The sequence below is a fragment of the Devosia honganensis genome, from assembly GCF_042648785.1.
Lineage (GTDB): Bacteria > Pseudomonadota > Alphaproteobacteria > Rhizobiales > Devosiaceae > Devosia > Devosia honganensis.
This window is the reverse complement of the sequence record NZ_JBHRYD010000005.1, coordinates 74,095-95,243: the sequence shown is the minus strand read 5'-3', so window position 1 is coordinate 95,243 and position 21,149 is coordinate 74,095. Positions and strand designations below refer to the sequence as shown.

Below are 21,149 nucleotides of genomic sequence, written 5' to 3'. Positions count from 1 at the left end.
CTCCTCGTATCCTTGCTCCCCTCCCCCTTGAGGGGAGGGGTTGGGGGGGCCTCGGTGATCAACGAACCACCCCCTCCCTGGCCCTCCCCCCAGGGGGAAGGAAGCGCCAATCGCTGCTCCGCCAAAAACTGAACCGCCCTAAACCGCCGCAAAACTCACCTCGCCGGCGCTTTCCAGCGCCAGGTCGAAGGTCACCTCGCCGGCATGGTCGGCGGAAAATTCCAGCGCCACGATCTGGAACGGCCCCTCCACCACCCCGAAATGGGGCAGGACGAGCTGCCAGTCGGCAATGGTGCCGGCGAAGAACAGCGCCCTTATGGAGGCATCCGAGGCCTGGTCCTTGAACACGCCGGCCCCCGCCACCGAGGCCCGCTTGACCCCGCCGCCCGCCAGCAATTCCCGCCAGCGCCCGGCGCTTTCCTGATCCGTGGTATCGACGCTGGCGGCGTTGAAGCTGAGGCTGCGCGTGCGCAGCCCCGCCACGGTCACGAATGCGCCCGATCCGCCATCGAGCTTCAAAAGCATGTCCTTGCCACTCTGGGCCGCCATTTCCCTGTCCTTTCGGGTACAATCACTCGCTGAAAAACCGCAGCGTCACCGCCGCCCGGGCGAGGCCGGTGGCGCCGTCGATCGCCGTCTCGGTGCGCATATGCCCGGCATGGGTCACCACCAGGCCCGAGGGCGCCAGCTCCAGCCCCGCCGCCACCACCCGTTCGGCGATGGCCAGCGCGTCGCGGCGGCTGGGCTGGCCGGCCCAGCAATGCAGCAGCACCCGGTGTTCCTGGCCCGGCGTCTCGTCGCCGTCGTTCTGGCGCATGTCGTGGCGCTCGATCACCACATAGGGCGCCGGCCTGCCGCGCGGCGGGGCGTCGAACACGCCCCCTGCCCCGATCAGCGCCGCCAGCGCCGCATCCGTCTCCAGCGCCGTCACCAGCGCCGCCTGCAAAATCGCGATCGGATGCATGCTTCTATCCCGTCACGCTGGTTTCGCTGCAGGCGCAGGCGAGATAGGCGCGCCGTCCATTGAGGTCGGCCGCGCTCACCACGTCGAGATTGCGGCCGCGATAGACGATGCGGTCGCCCGGCGCCATGTCGGCGCGAAACCGCATGACGACGCTGTGGGAGATGGCGACGGCGCGCCCGTCGGCATTGATCCCCTGCCGTCCGGTCAGGCTCCGCACCCGCGCCCAGACATTGCCCAGCGGCACATAGAGCCGCTCATGGCCGCCGCCCTCGCCGGCGAGGCTTTCGCGCCGCCGCAGTTGCACCCGGTCGGTCAGCGTGCCGATGGGCGGAAGACGCTCGCTCATAGCCGCACCCGCTTGTGGGCGGCGATCAGCCGGTCGAAGCCCGAGGGCAGCAGCGCCCCCGCCCCGGGCGCGGTCATGGCGTCGCGATGCTCGTGCCAATGCGCCACCAGCCCCAGCACCGCCTGGCGGAGATCCGCGGGGACGTCCTCGGGCTCCTCGCCGAAGCCGGCGACATAATCGATCTCGATTCCCTGCCGCTCCTGCAGGAACGGCATCCCCGCAACGCTGCGCGGCACGATCAGCCGGTCCGCCTCGGCGCGGAACTGTTCCAGCCCGATCTCGTGGCTGGCGCCATCGTCACCGGTCGCGGTGATCCCCGTTACGGCGAACAGCGGCGTCACCGGCAGCCGCACCAGCCGGCTGTCGGGCCAGCCATCGAGCACGACGCGCCAGCTCTGCACCAGCAGCGCCATGCCCGTCGCCCCTTCCACATGCAGCCGCGCCGCTCCGATCAGCGTTTCGATCAGCGCATCCTCGGCATCGTCGTCGATCCGGAGGAACGCCTTGGCCTGGGCAAGCGAAACCGGCTCCCCCGCCGGCCCCGCCAGGAGATAGGACGTCATGTTCTTGATCCTTGTTGATCACTCCTCCCCTCCCCCTTGAGGGGAGGGGTTAGGGGTGGGGGTTCCGCTCCATCGATATTCCCGATGAAGCAAGCGGACTCCCGGATAATCCCGAACCCCCACCCTCATTCCCTCCCCTCAAGGGGGAGGGAGGCGAAGGGGTCGGCATCGCGGATTTATCCATATGCGATTGCCCTCCCCCATGCGGGAGAGGGGCTCGCGCATGGCGCGGGACGAATGCGAAAGCTCCTCAGCTCATCCCGAACTTCAGCAGCTTGATCGCGTCATAATCCGCGATGCCGCCGCCGACGCGCTTGGTGGTGTAGAACAGCACATAGGGCTTGGAGCTGAACGGGTCGCGCAGCACCGAGACGCCCTGGCGGTCGACGATGAGGTAGCCGCGGCGGAAATCGCCGAAGGCGATGGGAAAGGCGTCCGCGTCGATATCGGGCATGTCCTCGGCCTCGACCAGCGGGAACCCCATGAGGCTGGCGCGGCCATCGGCGCTGGCGGCGGGCTGCCAGAGATAATTGCCGTCGGCATCCTTGAGCTTGCGCAGCGCCGCCTGGCTCCGCCGGTTCATCACCCAGCTGGCGTTCTGGCGATAGCCGGCCTTGAGCGCATAGACGAGGTCGATCAGCACGTCGCTGGCATTGCTCGCCGGCAGCGCCCCGTCGGCGCCGGTGGCCAGATAGCCCAGCTTGCCCCAGGCCCAGTCCTGCTCCGCCGCCTTGGGTGCGGTGAGGAAGCCGCTGGGCTTGTTGACGCCGTCGCCGCCGACAAAGGCGGTGGTCTCCTGCGCCGCAAAGGCGGCATTGACCTCGTCGGCGATCCACTGGCCCACATCCACCGCCGCATCCTCGAGAAAGGCGGAGGTCGCCGCCGGCATGGCGTAGAGCTCGGTGGCGGGATAGCTCAATTCGGCCAGCGTCTGGCTGGCGGTGGTGGGGCGCGCCGCCGTCTCGCCCACCCAGCCGGTCTGCGGGCCGGTGACGGTGATGGGGCGCTTATAGACCGCGCCCGACACCTGCCGCACCCCGGCAATGGCGCGGATGGGCGAGATATGGGTCATGAGGCGGGTGATCTCGCCCTCGACCTGGGCCGGCACCACATAGCCGCCATCGGCATTGACGCCGATCTGCAGCGCCTTTTCCTCGCCGCGCTTCACATAGGCGGAAAACGCCTCCTTGTATTCGTCCGCCGCCGCGCCGCCCTTGCCCTCGATGGCGGGGCGGGCGCGGTCGGCGGCGGCACGGTCGAGCGCCGCCTTGTGCCCGTCCAGCACCGCGTTGAGGCGCTCCAGCTTGTCTTCGAGCAGGCCATCGGCGCTGCCGCGCTTCTCGATTTCGGCCAGGCGCTGGTCGTTGGTGCGCTTGAACTCCTCGAAAGCGTTCGAAAAATCGGCGAAGAGCGTGGCAATATCGCTCCCCGCGCCGGCCTTGGTCTCCAGGCCGTCGCTCGTCAATTCCATGTCGATATCCTTCTAGCTTGTGCTGATGGTCCTGATGGCCGCCGCGATGGCGGCGCCGGCCGAGCGGGAAGAGGCGATGCGCGCCTCCTCCAGCATCGGAAAGGTGACGATCGAAATCTCGTGGAGATCGATCTCGTGCAGCAGCCGCCGGCCCCCGCCGGGAGCGCGGCTGGCGCGCACGGTGCGAAAGCCGATGGACAGGCCATCCAGCGCCCGGCTTTCGATCAGCCGCCGCAGCGCTTCGGCCCGCGGCACGCCCGGCACCAGCCGCCCGCGCGCGAACAGCCCGCGCCCGTCCTCGACCAGGCTCTCCCACAGGCCCACCGGCTCCTTGGGATCGTGCTGGAACAGCAGGCGGATGCGGGCGCCGCGCCGGGCGAGGCTCCGCGCGAAGGCGCCGGGCATGACGATGTCGCCGCCGCTGTCGAGCCGGTTGAACAGGCTGGCATAGCCGGCAAAGCGTCCATCGGCGTCGATGGCGAGGGAGCCCATCACCCTTTGCTCCCCCGTCCGCGCCCGGCCTGCTTGCCGCCCGGCCCCTTCCTCCTGTCGGCCAGCGTGCCGGCCAGGTTCCAGGCGAACTGCCGGAACGTCTGCTGCACGGCTTCCCGATTCTGCTTTTCCGCCATGGGCTTAGTCCTCCTTCCGGAAAAGTCGATTCAAGGAGGCGATCTCCTGCACGAAGTCGTTGAAGTGCTGATTCACCTTCGCCATTTCCCGCAGGCTCCACACCAGCAGCGCACTCGCCCCGCTCGCCCACAGGAACAGCGCCAGATGCGCCAGATCGCCCCGCTCGATGATGGTCGTGGTCAAACTGTCCATCGCGATAACTCCGTGTGAATGCCGGCGGTCTGGCCTTGCGGCCCCGCTCGTTGCAGACTGGTCCCGAGGACATTCCATGCCCACGATCCTGCGTCTCGACGGCTACCGGTTCTTTTTCTACAGCGGCGAAGGCAATGAGCCGCCGCATGTGCATGTCGAGTTAGGCGACAGGCTCGCCAAGTATTGGCTTGTGCCGGTGGAACTGGCATCATCGAAGCGGTTCCGCTCCCACGAGTTGGGGCCGCTGCGCGAGACCGTCCTCGCCCATCGTGACGCATTCCTGAAGGCATGGCATGAGCACTTTGACGCTTGAGACCGAACCGCTCGCCGTGGACATTGCCGTCGACGACGTGACGCTTCGCGTCAGCCTCGAGGATGGGCGCGAATTGGCCGTGCCGATCGAATGGTTCCCGCGCCTTCGCAACGCCACGCCCGAGCAGCGCGCGAACTGGCGCCTCATCGGCGTGGGCGAGGGCGTGCACTGGCCGGAGATCGACGAAGACATTTCGGTGCTCGGCCTGCTCGCCGGCCATCGCCGCCGGTCGCGCGCCGCCTGAATTTTTGCTTCAGCCCGTCCCCAGGCCCACCATTTCCCGCTTTTCCGCGTCGGTGAGGAAATCGGCGGCGCCGACCCGGCTCCACAGCGCCGCCCGATCCTCGGCCAGCGCTTCGACCTGGTCGAAATCGGGCACCAGCACCGCGCCCCCGAAGACCGGTCCCAGCCAGAAGGTCAGCTCCTGGGCCACCCGCACCACCAGCGGCACCAGCGTCTGGCGCCACAGCGCCCGGTTGGCCTCGGCCATGTTGGCATAGGTGTTGTCGCCGGGAATGCCCAGCAGCATGGGCGGCACCCCGAAGGCCAGCGCGATGTCGCGCGCCGCGGCGTTACGGGCTTCTATGAAGTCCATTTCGCGCGGGCTCATGGCCATGGACTTCCAGTCCAGCCCGCCATCGAGCACCATGGGCCGCCCGGCATTGGCGGCGCCGGAGAACTGCTCCTCCATCTCCGCCTTGAGGCGCTGGAACTGGTCCTCGGTCAGCCGTCCGCCGGCGGCCGAATAGACCAGCGCCCCGGAGGGCCGCGCCGCATTGTCGAGCAGGGCCTTGTGCCATTGCGCCGAGGCGTTGTGAATGTCGAGGCTGGTCTGCGCCGCCTCCAGCGGCCCCATGCCGTAATGGTCGTCCATGGGGTGGAACAGCGCCATGTGCAGCACGCCCGGCAGCGGCGGCGTCTCCTGCGGGATCCGCACCGCCTTGCCGCCGGCCTTGTAGTCATAGGCGACCGGCCAGCCGTCGCGCCCCGCCACCACGCTCACCCGGTCGGGCCGCAGCACGAACAGCGCCTGCACCCTGCCATCGACGATGCCCGCCTGCAGATAGGCATTGCCGGCGCTTTGCAGGAAGGCATAGACCGCCTCAAGCATTTCGGCGCCCGACTGGCGGCCATTGGGCCGGTTCAGCAATTGCGCCAGCGGATGGTCCGGCGCCGCCCGGCCCGCCACCTCGACGGTCAGCGGCACCCGGTTCGCCGTCTCGGCGATCAGCCGCACGCAGCGATAGACCACCGGGTTGCGCATGAAGCCCTGGTTGACGAGGCTGGCATAGCCCCGTCCGCTCCATTGCGCCGGTCCCAGCTGGCTCAGCGTCATCATGGTATGGGCAAATCCCTTGGTCTCCGTGTCCGCCGCCTCCGCCCGCCCGCCGAACAGGCTTTTCATCCAGCTTGCCATCTCGTCCCCTGTTCGTCCCTGCTTCACAGCCCCCGCACCCGGGGGCGCATGTCGTTGAGCACCAGTTCGGTCAGCGCCCAGACCAACGCGTCCACCCGGTCGGGCGAATGGCCTTCCGCCTTGCCGTCGGGCCCGAAGGCGCACAATTCGTCCTCCAGCGCCGTCAGCCCCTCTTTATGGGCCACGAGGCCGCGCCCGTAGAGCGCCGCCACCGGTTCGGCGCGCACCCATTTGCCGCGATTGGCGCGTACCGCCAGCACCGGCACTTCCGGGCCGGCCTGGTGGATCATCTGCGTCACCAGGTCCCCGCCCTGGTTGACCTCGGCGACGATGGCGTCGGCCTGGTGGGCGTGGAACGCCGCCACCGCCCTTCGGGCCCAGGTCATCGGCCGCACCTGCCTGATTGTGGCGTCCTCCAGCACCACGGCGCCCTCGCCCTGCCGGCCGGCCACCACGATGCCGCAGGCATCCGAGCGGGCCGTGCCGGTCACCGGCGGGTCCACCGCCACCACGATCCGGCCGTCGGCTCCGCCCTGGGCGGGCCGGAACATGTCGCGCTGCCAGAGCGCGTCGGGCCGGTCCTCGATCAGTTCGCCATCCAGTTCCTGCCGCCCCAGCACCGTGCCGCGATAGCGCGCCACCACCGCCTCGAGGAAATTGGGGGCCAGTTGCGCCCGGTTCTCCTCGGTGCTCATGCGCACCACGGCGGCGTGCTCGTCGGCCAGCAGCCGGCGGATCAGCCGCGTCGCCCGGGGCGTGGTGGTGGCCATCTGGCGCGGGCGCTCGCCCAGCCGCAGGCCGAACTGCAGCATGTCCCAGGCGTCCTCGCCCCGGGGCCATTTGCCGATCTCGTCGCACCAGGCGGCGGCGAATTGCGGGCCGCGAAACCGCTCCGGGTCGGAGGCGGTCAGGATGGCGGCTTCCGATCCATTGGGCCAGACCAGCCGGTTGCGGCCCTTCAATATGGGCCGCTCATGGTCGGGATGCACCGCCATGATGCCGCTCTGCCCGCGCACCATGATGTCGAGCGCCTCGGTCATGGTCTCGCCCACCAGCGCGATGGGCGACACCCGCTCGCGCGCCAGCCGGCGCACCCATTCGGCCCCGGCCCGGGTCTTGCCCGAGCCGCGCCCGCCCAGCAGCAGCCAGGTGGTCCAGTCGCCCGGCGGCGGCAATTGCTTGGGCAGGGCCCATCTGGCCCAGTCGAAATAATCCGCCTCCACCCGGTCGTCGGCAAGCGCCCGGACTTCCTGCTCGGCCTCGGCCCTGGCCTCAGCGCGTCTTGTACTGGGCAAGGCGCTCGACCAGCTTGGCCCGCAGATCGGTCATGTCCTTGCGCGAGGCCGGCTCCACATTGCGCGCCGCCGCGCCCAGCTCGATCAGCTTGTCCAGCGTGCGCACCTGCACCGCCAGCGTATTCACCCGCTTGTCGACCGGCTCTTTCATCGCTCTCTCCAATTGTCCCAATTGCCGCTCCAGCAGCCGCATCATGCGCATCACCAGGTCGGCCTGGCGGGTGGGCCGTGCGGTGATGCTCGACCAGCCGCCCCGCTCGCGCCGATAGCGCAATTGCGAGGTCGTGATGCCGTGGCGCTGGCAGATCACCTCGGGGTGAAACAGCTTGCCCTCATATTCGGCGCGAATCGTCTCCCAGTCCGGCGCCGCCCTGGGGCCCGTCCCGTCCAAACCGTCCATGTCGGAAATTCCCGCTAAAGCCTGGTGCAGAAAGAATGGATCGACCCAATTCGTCGACCATGCCCGAACCATACCACCCCACCGTCACGCGGGGATAACTTCGAGCCGTCCCGAAGGGCAAATCGCGCCGGTGGCGCGATTTAAGGCGAGAAGGCCATGAGAGCTACGCTCGAATGGCAAACCGGCCGCCACGCGGCAAAAATCGCTCCGGTGGCGCGATTTGCGTGTGGACGGAGGCCCTCGGTCAAGCCCGAGGGAAGCCCGGTGTGGGGGATAAATCGAGCCTAGGCGGCGCGGCGGCGGCGGTCCTCATTGCCGCGCAAATCGACCATTTCCAGTCGGGCGATGCCGCGCCGCTGCGCCTTGCGCACAGCCTGGACGGCGGCGTTCAGGATGGCGCGGTCCGGCGCGCCCTGGGGGTTGATCGTGGCGAGCCCCATGCTCACCGTCACCTGGCCGGCATGGCTTTCCCGGTTGGGCAGCCCGGCCTGGCGAATCGCGGCGGCGATGCGGCTGGCCAGCTCCCGCGCCATCAGCACCGGCATGTCGGGCAGGACCAGCACGAAGCCGGCGCGGCCGTGGCGCAGGCAGCGGTCGGTGGGGCGCGGCAACTGGCGTCCGATGGCCTGCTCCAGCGCTTCGATGCTGTGCTCCACCACCTCGCGCCCATAGGCGGCGAAATAATCGGCATGGCCGTCCATCTCCAGCGCCAGCACGCAGAGCGAGACATGGCGCCCGGCCGCGTCGGCCCAGCCATGGCGGAACGCGTCGTCGATGAGTTGGGCGGGGCGGGATTTTTTGCCGGCATTGCGGGCGATGGCCGCCTGGCCATAGGCCGGCTCGGGACTGTCGGCGCCGCGGTTCAGCGCCGCGCGGATGCGCGCCCACAAGCCGTCATTGCCATTTATGGTCACTTTATTCATCAGCCTGTCCTGGGCCAGACGTCCCGGAAACCGGATCAAGCCATGACTATGGTTAACAGGAGGTAAGCATTTTGCCTTAATGCACCACGTCGGCCCCCGCCGCCCGCGTCGCGCCGGCTCCGCTCCTGATGGAAATGCCCGGGAAAAGCGTCATCCCGCGGCCGGCCTCCCACCCTTCACCCGGCGGGAGGCGCCCCCCCGCCCGCACCGCTAAAGATGCTCGGGCGGCTCCCATTCGGGCCAGTCCACGGCATGTTCCTCCCACCGGCCCGGGTCGACCTCAGTTTCGAGGAAAGTGCGGCCGCTGGCCGAGACGCCCGCATCGATCACCGTCTGCGGGTCGCCCGAGACCAGCGGGTGCCACCAGGCCAGGCCCTTGCCCTCGGCCAGCCGCCGATAGGCGCAGGTGACCGGAATCCAGGGGATTTCACGCACTTTTTCCGGCGTCAGCTTGATGCAGTCGGGCACGATCTTCTGCCGGTTTGGATAGTCGGTGCAGCGGCAGGTGTTGCCGTCCAGCAGCTTGCAGCGCACGTCCGAGGTGATGAGCGTACCGGTGTCCTCGTCCTCCAGCTTGATGAGGCAGCAGCGGCCGCAACCGTCGCACAGCGCTTCCCATTCCGCCTTGGACATCTGCTCGAGCGTTTTTTCTTCCCAGAAGGCCATGTTTACCGATCGTCGTTCATGCTGTTGCCGGTTTGCGCTTGCGGGCACGCCGATGCAATCATATTCCAGCGATTGTGTTGCAGTAGCCGGCAATCGCGGACAATTCTCCGCTATCGGCCATGAGGCATCGCGTGCAGGATCCGTTCTACACTAAGGAAAAGAAGCGCCGCTCGTCCAGTTCCATGCTGGCGGCAGATGCCTGGCTGGATTCCTCGCTCTACGAATTCTGGCAGGCGCTGGGGCGGGGCTATACGCGTTTCCAGGATTTCATGGCCCGTTTCCGGGTCTCGGGCATCGGCCGCTTCTTCGTCGAGATCCTCTCGGATGCCTTTAGCTTCGGCGCCATCGGCGCGGTGCTGATGACGGCGCTGGCGCTGCCGGCCTTCGACATCATCGCGCGCGGCGCCTTCAACAAGGCCGAGGATTATTCCGTGGTCTTCCTCGACCGCTACGGCACCGAGATCGGGCGGCGCGGCATCCGCTCGGACGACAGCGTGGCGCTCGACCAGATGCCCGACTATCTCATCAAGGCCACGCTGGCCACCGAGGACCGGCGCTTCTACGAGCATTTCGGCATCGACGTGGTGGGCACGCTGCGGGCGCTGGCCAGCAATGCGCAGGGCGACAGCTCCACCCAGGGCGGCTCCTCGCTCACCCAGCAATTGGCCAAGAATCTCTTCCTCACCTCCGAGCGCACGCTGGAGCGCAAGATCGTCGAGGCCTATCTGGCCATCTGGCTGGAGTGGAACTACTCCAAGGACGAGATCCTCAAGCTCTATTTCGACCGCGCCTATATGGGCGGGGGCAATTTCGGGGTCACCGCGGCGGCCGAATTCTATTTCGGCAAGCGGGTGCAGGATATCGGCCTGGCCGAAGCGGCCATGCTCGCGGGCATGTTCAAGGCACCCACGCGCTATGCGCCCCATGTCGATCTGGCCGCGGCGCGCGGCCGCGCCAATCTGGTGCTGACCAATCTGGTCGCCTCGGGCTTTCTCACCGAGGGCCAGGTCACCGCCGCCCGCCGCCATCCCGCCGCCCCCATCGACCGCACCGCCGATATCAGATCGCCCAATTATTTCCTCGACTGGGCCTTCGAGGAGGCCAAGCGGATCATCCAGGCCAGCAATGCGCCGGGCAATAATTTCATCGTGCGCACCACCATCGACACCACGCTGCAAAGCTATGCCGAGGAGGCCATCACCTCGGTCATCCGCGAGCAGGGCGAGCAATACCGGGTCGAGCAGGGCGCCATGGTGGTCACCGACACCAAGGGGGCGGTGCGGGCCATGGTGGGCGGCACCGATTACGCCAAGAGCCAGTTCAACCGCGCCATCGTCTCCACGCGCCAGCCCGGCTCCGCCTACAAGCCCTTCGTCTATGCTGAGGCCTTCGAGCAATTGGGGCTCACGCCCAGCGACACCATTTCCGACCGGCCCGTCTGCATCGGCGACTGGTGCCCGCAGAATTACGGCCGCTCCTATCGCGGCCAGACCACGCTGCTCAGCGCCTTCGCCGCCTCCATCAACACCGTGCCGGTGACGCTCTCGATCAAGACCGGGCGCGACGCCATCGCCCAGCTCAGCTACCGCATGGGCCTCCGGCAGGAATATCCGGTCACCCGCTCGCTGGCGCTGGGCGTCGCCTCGGTCTCGGTGCTGGACATGACCAGTTCCTACGCGGTCTTTGCCAATCACGGCTACAAGACCCCGGCCTATGGCATCACCCGGATGACGACGCTCAATGGCGAGCTGATCTGGGAGCACGACGCCGATGCCCCGCACGAGCGGGTGCTGTCCGAGCAGACCGTCGCCTATATGAACCAGATGATGCGCGCGGTGGTGACCAGCGGCACCGGCCGCCGCGCCGAGGTCGAGGGGGTCCCCACCCTGGGCAAGACCGGCACCACCACGTCCTATCGCGATGCCTGGTTCGCCGGCTTCACCGGCAATTACGTCGCCGCCGTGTGGCTGGGCAATGACGACTACACGACCACCAGGACCCTGACCGGCGGGCTGCTGCCCACCGTCGCCTGGCAGAAATTCATGGCCTATGCCCACACCAATATCGAGGTGCAGCCGGTATTCGGCGTCGATTTCGTGCCCCCGCCCGCCATCGTGGCCGATGCCGAGCCCGACGAGATGGAGGAACTGGCCGAGCGTCCCCCCAGCCTCAAGCCCGCCGCCGCCCGCAAGCTGCTCGACCTCGCCACCCGCTTCGAATCCGCTCTCACCGTCCCGCCGCCCGCCGCCGGCGACACCGCCAGCCTCCCCGCCGCGACGACGGGGCTGTAGGGGCCGTCGACGGGCGCGTCCGGCTTGACCTCATGACCGGTCCCCCGCTCCCACACGGAAGGGGAATGTTCATTCGGGACTTTTCGAGCTTTTCATTGTCCGGCGAAATCGGTGCTTTGCTCCCCTCCCCCTTGAGGGGAGGGGTCGGGGGTGGGGGTCCTTCGGTGGCTTACAATCCACCCCCTCCCCTCAAGGGGGAGGGGGCAAAACCTAAAAGCCTCTACTCAATTGGCTTCCCTCGGACCTGCCCCCCTGAACTCTCGAGGCTCTACGCCCTTGGGGCGGCCTTTACTGGCCGCCCCAATCGTTGTGGTTGGTATCGCCATGGCCCTGGCGGGAGCCGCGATGCTCGCTCATGAAGCGGTCGAATTCCTCGCGGTCGCGGGCCCGGCGCAGATTGGCCATATATTCGTGGAAGGCTTCCACTTCGGCGTCGAGCCGGGCGCGCTCCTCCTCCAGGCGGCGAAGCTGCTCGGAGCGGTAGTCGTCGAAGGCGGCATTGCCCGAGGGGGCGTAGCCGGACTGGCCGAAGCCGTGATGCTTGTGATTGTTGCGCACGAAGCTGCACCCCTTGTTCCAGTAGGCCTGGGCCTTTTCGGCCGAACCGCCGAATTTCTCGCCCCACAGGATATAGCCCAGCACCAACAGGCCCAGCGGCCAGAAGATGACGAAGCCCAGAACCATGAGGGCGATGGTCAGCGGCGACCATTGCGGCTTGATCAATGCTGTGTTCATGTCGTTGGTCTCCCAGTCACGATGGGTATTAGGTGGTTTGGTCGGGGGTAGGATCAAGAATGTTCCCGCGTTTTTTTTGAACTTGAAATGTCCGGGCCGCTTTCCTATGCAGGGGTTCCCGGAGAGACCGGCTTGATCGACCAGACCGAAACCGCTCCGTCCTTTTTCCCTTCCGGCTGGCGCCCGCTGCGCCTGCATACGCTGGTGATGCTGCGCTGGCTGGCCGTGGCCGGCCAGGCCGCCGGCGTGCTGTTCGTGTTCTGGGGGCTCGGCTTTCCCCTGCCGATCTGGGAATGTTTCGCGCTGATCGCGCTCTCGGCCGCGCTCAATATCGGCCTCGTGCTGCGCTACGGCGCCCAGATTCGTCTTTCCGCCCGCATCGCCGCCCTGCAACTCGCCTTCGACCTGTGCCAGCTCGGGGGGCTGCTGGCGCTGACCGGGGGGCTCGAAAATCCCTTCGCCCTGCTGCTGCTGGCGCCGGTCTCGGTGGCGGCGACCTCGCTGCCGCAGCGCCACACCTTCGCCATCGCCACCCTGGCGGCGGCGATCGCCTCGCTGATTTCGGTGTTGCACCTGCCCCTGCCCTGGTATCCGGACGAGGCCCTGTCCTTCAACCGCATCTACATCATCGGCATCTGGGTCTCGATCGTCTGCGGGGTGGCGTTCGTCTCGGCCTATACCAAGCAGGTGGCGCGCGATGCCCGGCAGATCGCCGACGCGCTGGCGGCGACCGAGCTGGCCCTGTCGCGGCGCGAGCAGCTCTCGGCGCTCGACGGGCTCGCCGCCGCCGCCGCCCACGAATTGGGCACGCCGCTCTCCACCATCGCGCTTGCCGCCAAGGAGATGCGCGCCGAGGTGGAAAAGGGCAGCGCCCTGGCCGAGGATGTCGAGCTCATCATCGAGCAGTCGGCGCGCTGCCGGGCCATCCTCGCCAAGCTGCGCAATCTGGGCAGCGAGCCGGCGGATTTGTTCGCCCGCGCGCCGCTCACCGACATCCTGGACGAAGTGGCCCGGCCCCATGAAGGGCGGGGCAAGGTGATCCTGTTCTATTCGGAACGCACCGCCGGCCCGCCGCCGGTCTTCCCGCGCAGCGTCGGCCTGCTCTACGGGCTGGGCAATCTGATCGAGAACGCCACCGATTTCGCCCGCCAGAGCGTGCGCATCGAAACCGCCTGGGACCAGCAGTCGATCACCGTCAGCATCACCGATGACGGCCCCGGCTTCGCCCCCGAACTGCTGGCGCGGCTGGGCGAGCCCTATCTGACCAGCCGCCCCCGCGACCCAGACGGCGCCGACGCGCACCAGCCCGGCGGGCTGGGCCTGGGCATCTTCATCGCCAAGACGCTGCTCGAGCGCACCGGGGCGCGCCTCGATTTCGGCAACGCGGGGCCTGCCGGCCATGCCCGGGTCAACATCACCTGGCGGCGCGGCGATCTCGAGGCGGCCGGCGAATGAGTTTTGACGCGGAGCCGGCAAGGGAATAATGGAGAAAGCCATGAGCACGATCGAAGATCTACTGGCCGCCGATCCGAGCCTTCTGCTTGTCGACGACGACGCGGCCTTTCTGAGCCGCCTCGAGCGCGCCATGGCGCGGCGGGGCTTCGAGGTGCGGGTCGCCGGCACCGTGGCGGCGGGCCTGGCCGCCGTGGCCGAACGGCCTCCCGCCTTCGCCGTGGTGGATTTGCGGCTCGAGGACGGCAACGGCCTCGACGTGGTGTCGGCGCTGCACCAGAAACGCGCCGACGCCCGCGCCGTGGTGCTGACCGGCTATGGCAATATCGCCACGGCGGTGACGGCGGTGAAACTGGGGGCCACCGATTATCTGTCCAAGCCCGCCGACGCCGACGACGTGATCAACGCGCTGCTGGTCACCGGCGAGGACAAGCCCGAGCCGCCCGAAAACCCCATGTCGGCCGATCGGGTGCGCTGGGAGCACATCCAGCGCGTCTATGAATTATGCGACCGCAACGTCTCGGAGACGGCGCGGCGCCTCAACATGCACCGCCGCACCCTGCAACGCATCCTCGCCAAGCGCGCGCCGCGATAAAGGGCGCGGACCGCTTCCGGCGGCAGCGCCACCTATCGCCGCTGCTCTCCCACCCACACGACCTTGTTCCACAAATCCTCCACCGTGTCGGCGAACTGGAGGTGGCGGTCGTGGCCCGGCACCGAGACGGCCAGCACGTCGGCGGCAAAGCCCCGGATCACCTCGAAGGCGCGGTTGCGGTTGAGCAGCACCACGGGGAGTTGCGGGCCGCTGGCCCAGGCGCCGAACAGGGCCGAGACCGAGGCCAGCGAGCCGGGCAGCCCCACCAGCGCCGAAACCTCGCCGGCCAGATGCTGCAACCGCTCCCGCCGCTCGGGCAGGACGGTGACCTTCACGTCGCTCAGCGCCGGCGGCAGCGCGATTTCCTCGTCCGCCAGCACTTCCACCGTGCCCCCGGCGGTGCGGGCCGCGGTGATCAGCGGCACCGGGACGATGCCGTGCTCGACGAGGCAGAGAATGCGCCCGCCCCGCCGCGCGAAGACCCGCCCCACCTCGCCCATCAGATTGGCGCGCTCGGGGTCGCCCGGTCCGCGATCCGAGGCGAAGATGCCGATCATGGGCCCGGAAGGCGCCGTCATCTCAGCGCCGCCCCTTGAGGCCGCCGAGAATGCCGCGCACCAATTCGCGCCCCAGCGTATTGGCGACGGTGCGCACGAAGGAGGTGGTGGCCGCCTCCACCGGGGTCTGCCGCGTGCTGCGGCGCGGCGCGGCGGCCTTTTCGGCCCGGGCGCGCTCCTTCGCCTGCCGCTCCGCCTCTTGCTGCCGCTGCGCCTCGTATTGCGCCCGCTCCTCGTCCAGTTGCCGGTCGCGCGCCCGCTGCTGCAAAATCTCGAAGGCCGATTCGCGGTCGATCACCGTGTCGTAGAGCCCGCCCACCGGTGAGCCGGCCATGACCGTATCGCGCTCCGCCGGCTCGATCGGGCCGACCTGCGCCGCGGGCGGGCGGATGAAGGTGCGCCCCACCATGGAGGGCACGCCCTTGTCCTCCAAAACCGAGACCAGCGCCTCGCCGATCCCCAGCCGGGTGATCGCCTCCTCGGTGGAAAAAGCCGGGTTGGGCCGGAAGGTCTCCGCCGCCACCCGCACCGCCTTCTGCTCGCGCGGCGTATAGGCGCGCAGGGCGTGCTGCACCCGGTTGGCGAGCTGGGCCAGTACCGATTCGGGAATGTCGACCGGGTTCTGGGTGACGAAATACACCCCCACCCCCTTGGAGCGGATGAGCTTGACCACCTGCTCGATGCGGTCGATCAGCGCCTTGGGCGCCCCGTCGAACAGCAGATGCGCCTCGTCGAAGAAGAACACCATTTTCGGCTTGCCGGGATCGCCCACCTCCGGCAGTTCCTCGAACAGTTCCGAGAGCAGCCACAAAAGGAACGTCGCATAGAGGCGCGGCGCCTGCATCAACTGGTCGGCGGCGAGAATGGAGACGAAGCCGCGCCCATTGGTGTCGGTACGCATCAGGTCGGCGATCTCCAGCGCCCGCTCGCCGAAGAAATTCTCCGCCCCCTGCTGGTCGAGCACCAGCAGCGCCCGCTGGATCGCCCCGATCGAGGCGGTGGTGACATTGCCGTAGCGCGCCGAAATCTCCCGCGCCCGTTCCTGCACGTCCACCAGCAGCGCCCGCAGATCCTTGAGGTCGAGCAGCAGCAGCCCCTCCTCGTCGGCCACGCGGAAGGCGATGTTGAGCACGCCCTCCTGGGTGTCGTTGAGGTCGAGGATGCGGCTGAGCAGCACCGGTCCCATCTCCGAAACCGTCGCCCGCACCGGATGGCCCTGCCGGCCGAACAGGTCCCAGAAAATGGTGGGGAAGACGTCGTCGGCATAGTCGTCGAAGCCGATTTCGGCGGCGCGCTGGCTCTGCCAGTCCTGCGCCCGGCCCATGCGGGCGATGCCCGAAAGATCGCCCTTGATGTCGGCGGCGAAGACCGGCACGCCGGCCGCTGAAAAACCCTCGGCCAGCACCTGCAGCGTCACCGTCTTGCCGGTGCCGGTGGCGCCGGTCACGAGGCCGTGCCGGTTGGCATATTTCAGCAGCAGATATTCGGGCCGGTCGCTCACGCCCAGGAAGATCTTGCCGTCGACGAGCATGCCGGTTCACCTGTCTGCATTGGTCCCTGGCGGCCTTATAGCCGCCCGCGGCCCATGGGAACAAGCGCGGGGCCGCCGCTTCAGGCAGGGGTTTTGCCGCATTTCCCTTGCCATTTGGCATGAACGCTCCTATTTTACGCCAAAAGGAGACTGCGACCATGCTGGTGGAACTGCCCCGCACCGAGGCCTTTCCCGACATTCCGGCCATCACCGAGGCGGAAGCGGCGGCCATGGCGCGCGCCGTGGTGCGGCTGTTCGTCAATTGGCAGGTTTCCGACGCCGAGGCCCGCGCCATTCTGGGCGGTCTCGCGCCGCGCACCTATGCGCGCTGGAAGGCGGGCGAGCCGGGCCGCATCGACCGGGATCTGGCGACGCGCCTGTCCCTGCTCATGGGCATCCACAAGGGGCTGCGCTATCTGTTTTCCGATCCGGCGCGGGGCTATGCCTGGGTGAAAAGGCCCAATCTGGCCTTTGGCGGCGCCACGCCGCTGGCCATCATGGTCGAGGGCAGCATGTTCGGCCTCTCGCGCGTCCGCGCCTGGCTCGATGCGGAACGCGGCGGCTGATGCCGCCCGATCCCGTTCCGGTGCGCATCGCCTGGCCCAAGGCCTGCCGGGTCATCCGCTCCATCCATCCGCCCATCGACCTGTTCGAGGACATTGCCGATCCGCGCGACTGGGAGGCCCTGGCCTCGGCCGAATCCAAGACCAATCCGCGTCTCTGGGAACATCTGGGCCGGCTGGACCTGGTGCCGCCCGCCCGCCGCGTCGCCGGCCCCGGCGCCTCCTATGTCATGGCGCCCTTCGTCCATGTCAGCCCCGACCGGCCGGGCCGCTTCACCGATGGCAGCTATGGCGTCTACAGCGCCGGCAATGCCGAGGAGGTCGCCATCCGCGAGGTGGCCCACCACCATGGCCGCGCCATGCGGGCCAGCGCCGAGGCGCCCGGCTGGACCTCGCAGTTCCGCCTGCTGGTCAACCGGCTCGATCTCGCGCTCGCGGACGCGCGGCCCTTCCCTCTCTACCACCGCCCCGACGACTACGCCCCGTCCCAGGCCCTCGCCCGGCGCCTGCGCCATGCCGGCAGCAACGGCATCGTCTATCGCAGCGTGCGCAGTCCCGGCGGCGAATGCGCCGCCATCTTCTGGCCCGACCTCATTCCCGTCCCGGTCCAGGCCGACCATTTCGACTTCCACTGGAACGGCACGACGGTCGACCAGATCCGCAACTGCCGCACCCAGGCGATCTTCGCCCTTTAGGGCTTTTCATCGCCCGGCGGAAGCAATGTTTTTTTCTCCCCTCCCCCGCCACCCTTGCCCCAGCCCCATCGTCATTGCCGGGTTTATCCCGGCAATCCACCTCGCCGCACCCGCTGGACCGCCGGGACAAACCCGGCCGTAACGATGGCAGTGATATCGCGACCCCTCCCGAAGCCCGCCCCCTTCGCCTCCCTCCCCCTCGTGGGGAGGGACCGAGGGTGGGGGTCTTTCGGCGGTTCAAAAATCCACGACACAAGCACTTTGCTGCCCTCGGGTCAGGCCCGAGGGCAGCCCGGTGTGGGGGATAAATTGAGCCAGGAGCCCTTTCCGTCAAAACATGAAAACCCTCAGCTGCGACGCCCGCCCGGCTCCTCCGTCCCTCCCCCATCGTCATTGCCGGGCTCATCCCGGCAATCCACCTCGCCGCACCCGCTGGACCACCGGGACAAACCCGGCCGTAACGATAGCAGTTATATCGCGCCCCCAACCCGAAAGCCGCTCCCCTGCGCCTCCCTCCCCCTCGTGGGGAGGGATTGAGGGTGGGGGGCCTTCGGCGATTCACAAATCCACCCCCAATCGCGACCCCTCCCGATAGCCGCCCCCTTCGCCTCCCTCACGCCCCCACGGCCCGCACTTCTCCCACCACCGCGCCGCGCACGTTCCGTGTCGGCTGGCGCACGAAACGCTCCAGCACGGCGCGCTGCTGCGCGTCGGGATCGGCGTGGTTCAGCAGCAGCGCCGCCACCATGGTCTGGCTGGCCGCCATGTTGCCGTCGTCGCATTTGAGCGCGTAGCCCCAGCCCTTGTCGCGGATGGCGCCGCATTGCACGCCCTCGGCGCCGCCCTTCTGCATGACGCGGCCGCCGAACGCCTCCATCACCAGCGTGTCGATATGGCCGGTGCCGGCCACCAGGTGCGGATGGCTGGTCGCGGCGTCGAACAGCGCCCGCGCCCCTGCCGCGTGGCCCTGGTCCAGCCCCTTGCCGCTGGCCATGCGGGCAAAGCCGCGCGCAAAAGCCCGCAGCGGCGCCGCCCAGGTGGGGATGGAGCAGCCATCGGTGCCGCAGCGCTCCTCGCTCAGCGGCTCGCCGATCACCGCCTCCACCGCCGCGCGCACCGCCTGCTGCACGGCGTGTTCGCGGCCCACATAGCCTTCGGTGGGCACGCCCATGGCCAGCGCCACGCTCAGCATGCCCGAATGCTTGCCCGAGCAATTATTGTGGAGCGGGCTCGGCTCCCGTCCCGCCGCCCGCAGCGCGGCGCGCGCCGCCGCATCGGCGGGCTGGTGGGCGCCGCATTCCAGATCCGCCGCGGACAGCCCCAGGCGCTCGAGGAAATGGCCGACGCCCTCGACATGCGCGTCCTCGCCGTGATGGGAGGCGCAGGCCAGCGCCAGTTCCGCGCCGCTATGGTGGAATTTCTCCACCGCGTGGCGGTCGAACATCGCCAGCGCCTGCATGGATTTGACCGCCGAGCGCGGAAACACCGGCCGCTCGATATCGCCGCCGCTGGCGATCACCCGGCCATCGGCGTCCATGACGACGAAGGCGCCGCGATGGCGGTTCTCCACCCAGTTGCCGCGCACCGCTTCGGCGAGAATGGGATTGGCATCCATGACAAAATCTCCGGTCCCTGTCGGTCCCGAGGAACAGCGGCGGGCCGGAAAAGTCAATGCGCCGGCGCCCTCACTTCATCCAGAACATCGGCACCAGGTCGGTCGAGAGCGGCTCGTTCCGGTCATTGGTGGCCATGATGTCGGCCATATGCGCCCACCAGCGCTGCATCACCGCCGTCGAGGGCAGCGCGTCCATGCCATGGTCCTTGCGCCGCCACAGCACGCCGAACAGGATATCGGTCTCGGCGTCGAGATGGATGGAATAGTCCTTCACCCCCGCCTCGTGCAGCAGGTCCACCAGTTCGGGGAAAATCGCGTCATGGCGCTTCTTGTATTCCGCCGCCATGCCGGGATTGAGCCGCATCTTGAAGGCGTGTTTCTCGTAGCCGTCGTTTTCGATCATGCGCGGCGCTCCTTCCACATTGTCCACAGGATCGGCAGCGCGATCACCACGATCAGCAGCGAGCCGGTGAAGATGGTCATGACGATGCCGGGCACGTTGAGCAGCCCCAGTCCGAAGGTGACGAGGCCGATGATCAGCGCCGCCAGCACCACGCCGACGATGGAGCCCGCCCCGCCCAGGATCGAGACCCCGCCCAGCACCACCATGGTGATGACGTCGAGCTCGAACCCCTGCGCGATCGAGGGCCGGGTCGAGCCCAGCCGCGCCGTCAGCAGCACGGCGGCGATGCCGCTCATCAGGCCGGTAAGGCAGAACAGCACGAATTTGATGCGATCCACCCGGACGCCGGAGAACTGCGCCGCGGTGGCGTTATTGCCGATGGCGTAGATGCGCCGGCCGAAATTGGTGTGGTGCAGCAGCACGTAGAAGATCGCCGCCGCGATGACGAACAGCACCAGCTCGAACGAGATCACCCAGAACACATAGCCCTGCCCGAACCAGGAAAACTCCTTGGGATAGCCCTTGAAACTCTGGTCTCCCAGGATGATGAAGGCGAGCCCGCGAAACAGGCTCATCGTGCCGATGGTGACGACGATGGAGGGCAGTTTGAGCCCGGTCACCAGGAACCCGTTGAAGGCCCCGCACAAAATGCCCACCCCCACGCCCACCGCCACCAGCGTCGGCGTGTCGGCGCCATAGCTGAGCGCCAGCCCCATCAGGGTCGAGCACAGCGCGATGATCGAAGCCACCGACAGGTCGATCTCGCCGGTGATGATCACCAGCGCCATGGCCAGCGCGATCAGCCCCTTCTCGGTGAAGTTGAAGGTGAGATCGGACAGGCTCCAGGCATTGAGGAAATAGGGCGAGGCGAAGGAATTGGCGACGAAGATCGCCAGCGCCACCAGCACCAGCAGGCTCTCCCAGCTCAGGACCGCCGATCGCAGCGGATTGTCGAGCCGGTCGGGAAGGGAACGATGAAAGGAGGTATCGGTCATGGCTTCGTTCCAGTCAGACGCAGGTTCATCGGCTCCTGCGCCTCCCTCCCCCTTGTGGGGAGGGATCGAGGGTGGGGGTGCTTGAGCGCGGCCAGGATTTCGGTCATCACCCCGTCGAGATTGCGCATGACTTCGGTGTTGGGAATGCGCAGAACCCGGTAGCCTTCATGCGCAATGAAGGCGTCCCGGCGCGCATCATGCGCCGCCCCCGCCCCTGTTGTATGCGTATCGCCGTCGACTTCCACGACCAGCTTGCGCGCATGGCAGGCAAAGTCGGCATAATACGGTCCAAGCGGCACCTGTCGCCGAAAATGAAAGCCGAGCGAACGCAATTGCCGCAGGGCGGTCCAGAGCCTGGCTTCCGGCGCGGGCATGGTCTTGCGAAGCTGGCGCGCGCGTTCAATGGACATCCATACCCCCACCCTTGGTCCCTCCCCACAAGGGGGAGGGAGACGCCGGCCGCTTGTTCCTCGATCATCCTGCCCATGGATTTTGCGCGAAGCCAAGAGCGCCACGGAACGGGCCTCCCTCCCCCTT

At 68.0% G+C, this 21,149-nt stretch carries 27 protein-coding genes; 7 read left to right on the top strand and 20 right to left on the bottom strand.

Features of this window, described 5'->3' with window-relative positions; translation table 11 throughout:
* Nucleotides 1-138: 138 nt before the first annotated feature.
* From ACFOOL_RS07420 to ACFOOL_RS07385, 8 genes are all read right to left on the bottom strand, one after another.
* Nucleotides 139-549, bottom strand: coding sequence for a phage major tail protein, TP901-1 family (locus ACFOOL_RS07420; RefSeq protein WP_380096308.1), 411 nt, complete (start codon nt 547-549; stop codon nt 139-141).
* A 22-nt stretch (nt 550-571) separates the two neighbouring features.
* Nucleotides 572-964: a DUF3168 domain-containing protein gene (locus tag ACFOOL_RS07415; RefSeq protein ID WP_380096307.1), complete on the bottom strand. Its 393-nt coding sequence runs from the start codon at nt 962-964 to the stop codon at nt 572-574.
* Between the two features lie 4 nt (nt 965-968).
* Nucleotides 969-1,310: a phage head closure protein gene (locus ACFOOL_RS07410; protein WP_380096306.1), complete on the bottom strand. Its 342-nt coding sequence runs from the start codon at nt 1,308-1,310 to the stop codon at nt 969-971.
* Nucleotides 1,307-1,873, bottom strand: coding sequence for a head-tail connector protein (locus tag ACFOOL_RS07405; RefSeq protein ID WP_380096305.1), 567 nt, complete (start codon nt 1,871-1,873; stop codon nt 1,307-1,309). Before ACFOOL_RS07405 ends, ACFOOL_RS07410 begins: the two co-directional genes overlap by 4 nt.
* Before the next feature lie 250 nt (nt 1,874-2,123).
* Nucleotides 2,124-3,344 (bottom strand): phage major capsid protein, encoded by a 1,221-nt coding sequence (locus tag ACFOOL_RS07400; RefSeq protein WP_380096304.1) that lies wholly within the window; start codon nt 3,342-3,344, stop codon nt 2,124-2,126.
* Between the two features lie 12 nt (nt 3,345-3,356).
* Complete coding sequence (locus ACFOOL_RS07395; protein ID WP_380096593.1) at nt 3,357-3,836, bottom strand: HK97 family phage prohead protease; 480 nt, start codon at nt 3,834-3,836, stop codon at nt 3,357-3,359.
* A complete protein-coding gene (locus tag ACFOOL_RS07390; protein ID WP_380096303.1) occupies nt 3,836-3,973 on the bottom strand; it encodes a hypothetical protein in 138 nt (45 codons plus the stop codon). Before ACFOOL_RS07390 ends, ACFOOL_RS07395 begins: the two co-directional genes overlap by 1 nt.
* Nucleotides 3,974-3,977: 4 nt before the next feature.
* A complete protein-coding gene (locus ACFOOL_RS07385; RefSeq protein ID WP_380096302.1) occupies nt 3,978-4,166 on the bottom strand; it encodes a hypothetical protein in 189 nt (62 codons plus the stop codon).
* Between the two features lie 76 nt (nt 4,167-4,242).
* Between ACFOOL_RS07385 and ACFOOL_RS07380 the strand changes: the two genes are divergently transcribed.
* Nucleotides 4,243-4,479: a DUF4160 domain-containing protein gene (locus ACFOOL_RS07380; RefSeq protein WP_380096300.1), complete on the top strand. Its 237-nt coding sequence runs from the start codon at nt 4,243-4,245 to the stop codon at nt 4,477-4,479.
* Nucleotides 4,460-4,723 carry a DUF2442 domain-containing protein gene (locus tag ACFOOL_RS07375; protein WP_380096298.1) on the top strand — a complete coding sequence of 88 codons (264 nt, stop codon included), beginning with the start codon at nt 4,460-4,462 and terminating at the stop codon, nt 4,721-4,723. The genes ACFOOL_RS07380 and ACFOOL_RS07375 overlap by 20 nt, the downstream gene beginning before the upstream one ends.
* 9 nt (nt 4,724-4,732) lie before the next feature.
* Here ACFOOL_RS07375 and ACFOOL_RS07370 read toward each other — a convergent pair whose 3' ends face one another.
* From ACFOOL_RS07370 to ACFOOL_RS07350, 5 genes are all read right to left on the bottom strand, one after another.
* Nucleotides 4,733-5,896 carry a phage portal protein gene (locus ACFOOL_RS07370; protein ID WP_380096296.1) on the bottom strand — a complete coding sequence of 388 codons (1,164 nt, stop codon included), beginning with the start codon at nt 5,894-5,896 and terminating at the stop codon, nt 4,733-4,735.
* Between the two features lie 23 nt (nt 5,897-5,919).
* The gene (locus ACFOOL_RS07365; protein WP_380096293.1) at nt 5,920-7,191 is read right to left on the bottom strand and encodes a DNA-packaging protein; all 1,272 of its coding nucleotides are present in this window, start codon (nt 7,189-7,191) and stop codon (nt 5,920-5,922) included.
* The gene (locus ACFOOL_RS07360) at nt 7,169-7,591 is read right to left on the bottom strand and encodes a hypothetical protein (RefSeq protein WP_380096291.1); all 423 of its coding nucleotides are present in this window, start codon (nt 7,589-7,591) and stop codon (nt 7,169-7,171) included. The genes ACFOOL_RS07365 and ACFOOL_RS07360 overlap by 23 nt, the downstream gene beginning before the upstream one ends.
* Before the next feature lie 284 nt (nt 7,592-7,875).
* A complete protein-coding gene (locus ACFOOL_RS07355) occupies nt 7,876-8,514 on the bottom strand; it encodes a diguanylate cyclase domain-containing protein (RefSeq protein ID WP_380096289.1) in 639 nt (212 codons plus the stop codon).
* A 210-nt stretch (nt 8,515-8,724) separates the two neighbouring features.
* Nucleotides 8,725-9,180, bottom strand: a complete 456-nt coding sequence (locus ACFOOL_RS07350; RefSeq protein WP_380096287.1) for a YcgN family cysteine cluster protein — start codon at nt 9,178-9,180, stop codon at nt 8,725-8,727.
* Between the two features lie 131 nt (nt 9,181-9,311).
* Between ACFOOL_RS07350 and ACFOOL_RS07345 the strand changes: the two genes are divergently transcribed.
* A complete protein-coding gene (locus tag ACFOOL_RS07345; protein WP_380096285.1) occupies nt 9,312-11,471 on the top strand; it encodes a transglycosylase domain-containing protein in 2,160 nt (719 codons plus the stop codon).
* A gap of 288 nt (nt 11,472-11,759) precedes the next feature.
* Here ACFOOL_RS07345 and ACFOOL_RS07340 read toward each other — a convergent pair whose 3' ends face one another.
* Nucleotides 11,760-12,206 (bottom strand): DUF2852 domain-containing protein, encoded by a 447-nt coding sequence (locus tag ACFOOL_RS07340; protein WP_380096283.1) that lies wholly within the window; start codon nt 12,204-12,206, stop codon nt 11,760-11,762.
* Between the two features lie 132 nt (nt 12,207-12,338).
* Between ACFOOL_RS07340 and ACFOOL_RS07335 the strand changes: the two genes are divergently transcribed.
* Complete coding sequence (locus tag ACFOOL_RS07335; protein ID WP_380096281.1) at nt 12,339-13,661, top strand: ActS/PrrB/RegB family redox-sensitive histidine kinase; 1,323 nt, start codon at nt 12,339-12,341, stop codon at nt 13,659-13,661.
* Nucleotides 13,662-13,701: 40 nt separating this feature from the next.
* The gene (locus tag ACFOOL_RS07330; protein WP_380096279.1) at nt 13,702-14,253 is read left to right on the top strand and encodes an ActR/PrrA/RegA family redox response regulator transcription factor; all 552 of its coding nucleotides are present in this window, start codon (nt 13,702-13,704) and stop codon (nt 14,251-14,253) included.
* A 32-nt stretch (nt 14,254-14,285) separates the two neighbouring features.
* On the opposite strand, the gene ACFOOL_RS07325 is transcribed toward ACFOOL_RS07330, so the two are convergent.
* Both ACFOOL_RS07325 and ACFOOL_RS07320 read right to left on the bottom strand, forming a co-directional pair.
* On the bottom strand, nt 14,286-14,831 hold the full coding sequence (locus ACFOOL_RS07325) for a hypothetical protein (RefSeq protein WP_380096277.1): 546 nt from the start codon (nt 14,829-14,831) through the stop codon (nt 14,286-14,288).
* A 1-nt stretch (nt 14,832) separates the two neighbouring features.
* Nucleotides 14,833-16,341: a helicase HerA-like domain-containing protein gene (locus ACFOOL_RS07320; protein ID WP_380096275.1), complete on the bottom strand. Its 1,509-nt coding sequence runs from the start codon at nt 16,339-16,341 to the stop codon at nt 14,833-14,835.
* A gap of 158 nt (nt 16,342-16,499) precedes the next feature.
* Between ACFOOL_RS07320 and ACFOOL_RS07315 the strand changes: the two genes are divergently transcribed.
* Together ACFOOL_RS07315 and ACFOOL_RS07310 are read left to right on the top strand one after the other, a co-directional pair.
* Nucleotides 16,500-16,907: an antitoxin Xre-like helix-turn-helix domain-containing protein gene (locus ACFOOL_RS07315; RefSeq protein ID WP_380096273.1), complete on the top strand. Its 408-nt coding sequence runs from the start codon at nt 16,500-16,502 to the stop codon at nt 16,905-16,907.
* Entirely contained in the window at nt 16,907-17,599 is a 693-nt protein-coding gene (locus tag ACFOOL_RS07310; protein ID WP_380096271.1) for an RES family NAD+ phosphorylase, read from the top strand. Before ACFOOL_RS07315 ends, ACFOOL_RS07310 begins: the two co-directional genes overlap by 1 nt.
* 613 nt (nt 17,600-18,212) lie before the next feature.
* Here the strand turns inward: ACFOOL_RS07310 and ACFOOL_RS07305 are convergent.
* The 4 genes from ACFOOL_RS07305 to ACFOOL_RS07290 all read right to left on the bottom strand — a co-directional run bounded on the left by ACFOOL_RS07305 (nt 18,213) and on the right by ACFOOL_RS07290 (nt 21,022).
* Nucleotides 18,213-19,214, bottom strand: a complete 1,002-nt coding sequence (locus ACFOOL_RS07305) for an asparaginase (protein ID WP_380096269.1) — start codon at nt 19,212-19,214, stop codon at nt 18,213-18,215.
* 70 nt (nt 19,215-19,284) lie between these two features.
* Nucleotides 19,285-19,617, bottom strand: coding sequence for an L-rhamnose mutarotase (rhaM, locus tag ACFOOL_RS07300; protein ID WP_380096267.1), 333 nt, complete (start codon nt 19,615-19,617; stop codon nt 19,285-19,287).
* Nucleotides 19,614-20,612 carry an ABC transporter permease gene (locus ACFOOL_RS07295; protein ID WP_380096265.1) on the bottom strand — a complete coding sequence of 333 codons (999 nt, stop codon included), beginning with the start codon at nt 20,610-20,612 and terminating at the stop codon, nt 19,614-19,616. Before ACFOOL_RS07295 ends, rhaM begins: the two co-directional genes overlap by 4 nt.
* On the bottom strand, nt 20,609-21,022 hold the full coding sequence (locus ACFOOL_RS07290; protein ID WP_380096263.1) for an endonuclease domain-containing protein: 414 nt from the start codon (nt 21,020-21,022) through the stop codon (nt 20,609-20,611). Before ACFOOL_RS07290 ends, ACFOOL_RS07295 begins: the two co-directional genes overlap by 4 nt.
* Nucleotides 21,023-21,149: the final 127 nt, after the last annotated feature.

Bases quoted from the DNA above. Each gene is read 5' to 3' on its own strand.
- ACFOOL_RS07400 (WP_380096304.1), bottom strand. From the start codon at position 3,344: ATGGAATTGACGAGCGACGGCCTGGAGACCAAGGCCGGCGCGGGGAGC.
- ACFOOL_RS07315 (WP_380096273.1), top strand. From the start codon at position 16,500: ATGCTGGTGGAACTGCCCCGCACCGAGGCCTTTCCCGACATTCCGGCC.
- ACFOOL_RS07340 (WP_380096283.1), bottom strand. From the start codon at position 12,206: ATGAACACAGCATTGATCAAGCCGCAATGGTCGCCGCTGACCATCGCC.
- ACFOOL_RS07330 (WP_380096279.1), top strand. From the start codon at position 13,702: ATGAGCACGATCGAAGATCTACTGGCCGCCGATCCGAGCCTTCTGCTT.
- ACFOOL_RS07380 (WP_380096300.1), top strand. From the start codon at position 4,243: ATGCCCACGATCCTGCGTCTCGACGGCTACCGGTTCTTTTTCTACAGC.
- ACFOOL_RS07295 (WP_380096265.1), bottom strand. From the start codon at position 20,612: ATGACCGATACCTCCTTTCATCGTTCCCTTCCCGACCGGCTCGACAAT.
- ACFOOL_RS07305 (WP_380096269.1), bottom strand. From the start codon at position 19,214: ATGGATGCCAATCCCATTCTCGCCGAAGCGGTGCGCGGCAACTGGGTG.
- ACFOOL_RS07415 (WP_380096307.1), bottom strand. From the start codon at position 964: ATGCATCCGATCGCGATTTTGCAGGCGGCGCTGGTGACGGCGCTGGAG.
- ACFOOL_RS07410 (WP_380096306.1), bottom strand. From the start codon at position 1,310: ATGAGCGAGCGTCTTCCGCCCATCGGCACGCTGACCGACCGGGTGCAA.
- ACFOOL_RS07370 (WP_380096296.1), bottom strand. From the start codon at position 5,896: ATGGCAAGCTGGATGAAAAGCCTGTTCGGCGGGCGGGCGGAGGCGGCG.
- ACFOOL_RS07395 (WP_380096593.1), bottom strand. From the start codon at position 3,836: ATGGGCTCCCTCGCCATCGACGCCGATGGACGCTTTGCCGGCTATGCC.
- rhaM (WP_380096267.1), bottom strand. From the start codon at position 19,617: ATGATCGAAAACGACGGCTACGAGAAACACGCCTTCAAGATGCGGCTC.
- ACFOOL_RS07325 (WP_380096277.1), bottom strand. From the start codon at position 14,831: ATGACGGCGCCTTCCGGGCCCATGATCGGCATCTTCGCCTCGGATCGC.
- ACFOOL_RS07290 (WP_380096263.1), bottom strand. From the start codon at position 21,022: ATGTCCATTGAACGCGCGCGCCAGCTTCGCAAGACCATGCCCGCGCCG.
- ACFOOL_RS07390 (WP_380096303.1), bottom strand. From the start codon at position 3,973: ATGGCGGAAAAGCAGAATCGGGAAGCCGTGCAGCAGACGTTCCGGCAG.
- ACFOOL_RS07320 (WP_380096275.1), bottom strand. From the start codon at position 16,341: ATGCTCGTCGACGGCAAGATCTTCCTGGGCGTGAGCGACCGGCCCGAA.
- ACFOOL_RS07385 (WP_380096302.1), bottom strand. From the start codon at position 4,166: ATGGACAGTTTGACCACGACCATCATCGAGCGGGGCGATCTGGCGCAT.
- ACFOOL_RS07310 (WP_380096271.1), top strand. From the start codon at position 16,907: ATGCCGCCCGATCCCGTTCCGGTGCGCATCGCCTGGCCCAAGGCCTGC.
- ACFOOL_RS07375 (WP_380096298.1), top strand. From the start codon at position 4,460: ATGAGCACTTTGACGCTTGAGACCGAACCGCTCGCCGTGGACATTGCC.
- ACFOOL_RS07350 (WP_380096287.1), bottom strand. From the start codon at position 9,180: ATGGCCTTCTGGGAAGAAAAAACGCTCGAGCAGATGTCCAAGGCGGAA.
- ACFOOL_RS07355 (WP_380096289.1), bottom strand. From the start codon at position 8,514: ATGAATAAAGTGACCATAAATGGCAATGACGGCTTGTGGGCGCGCATC.
- ACFOOL_RS07420 (WP_380096308.1), bottom strand. From the start codon at position 549: ATGGCGGCCCAGAGTGGCAAGGACATGCTTTTGAAGCTCGATGGCGGA.
- ACFOOL_RS07360 (WP_380096291.1), bottom strand. From the start codon at position 7,591: ATGGACGGTTTGGACGGGACGGGCCCCAGGGCGGCGCCGGACTGGGAG.
- ACFOOL_RS07405 (WP_380096305.1), bottom strand. From the start codon at position 1,873: ATGACGTCCTATCTCCTGGCGGGGCCGGCGGGGGAGCCGGTTTCGCTT.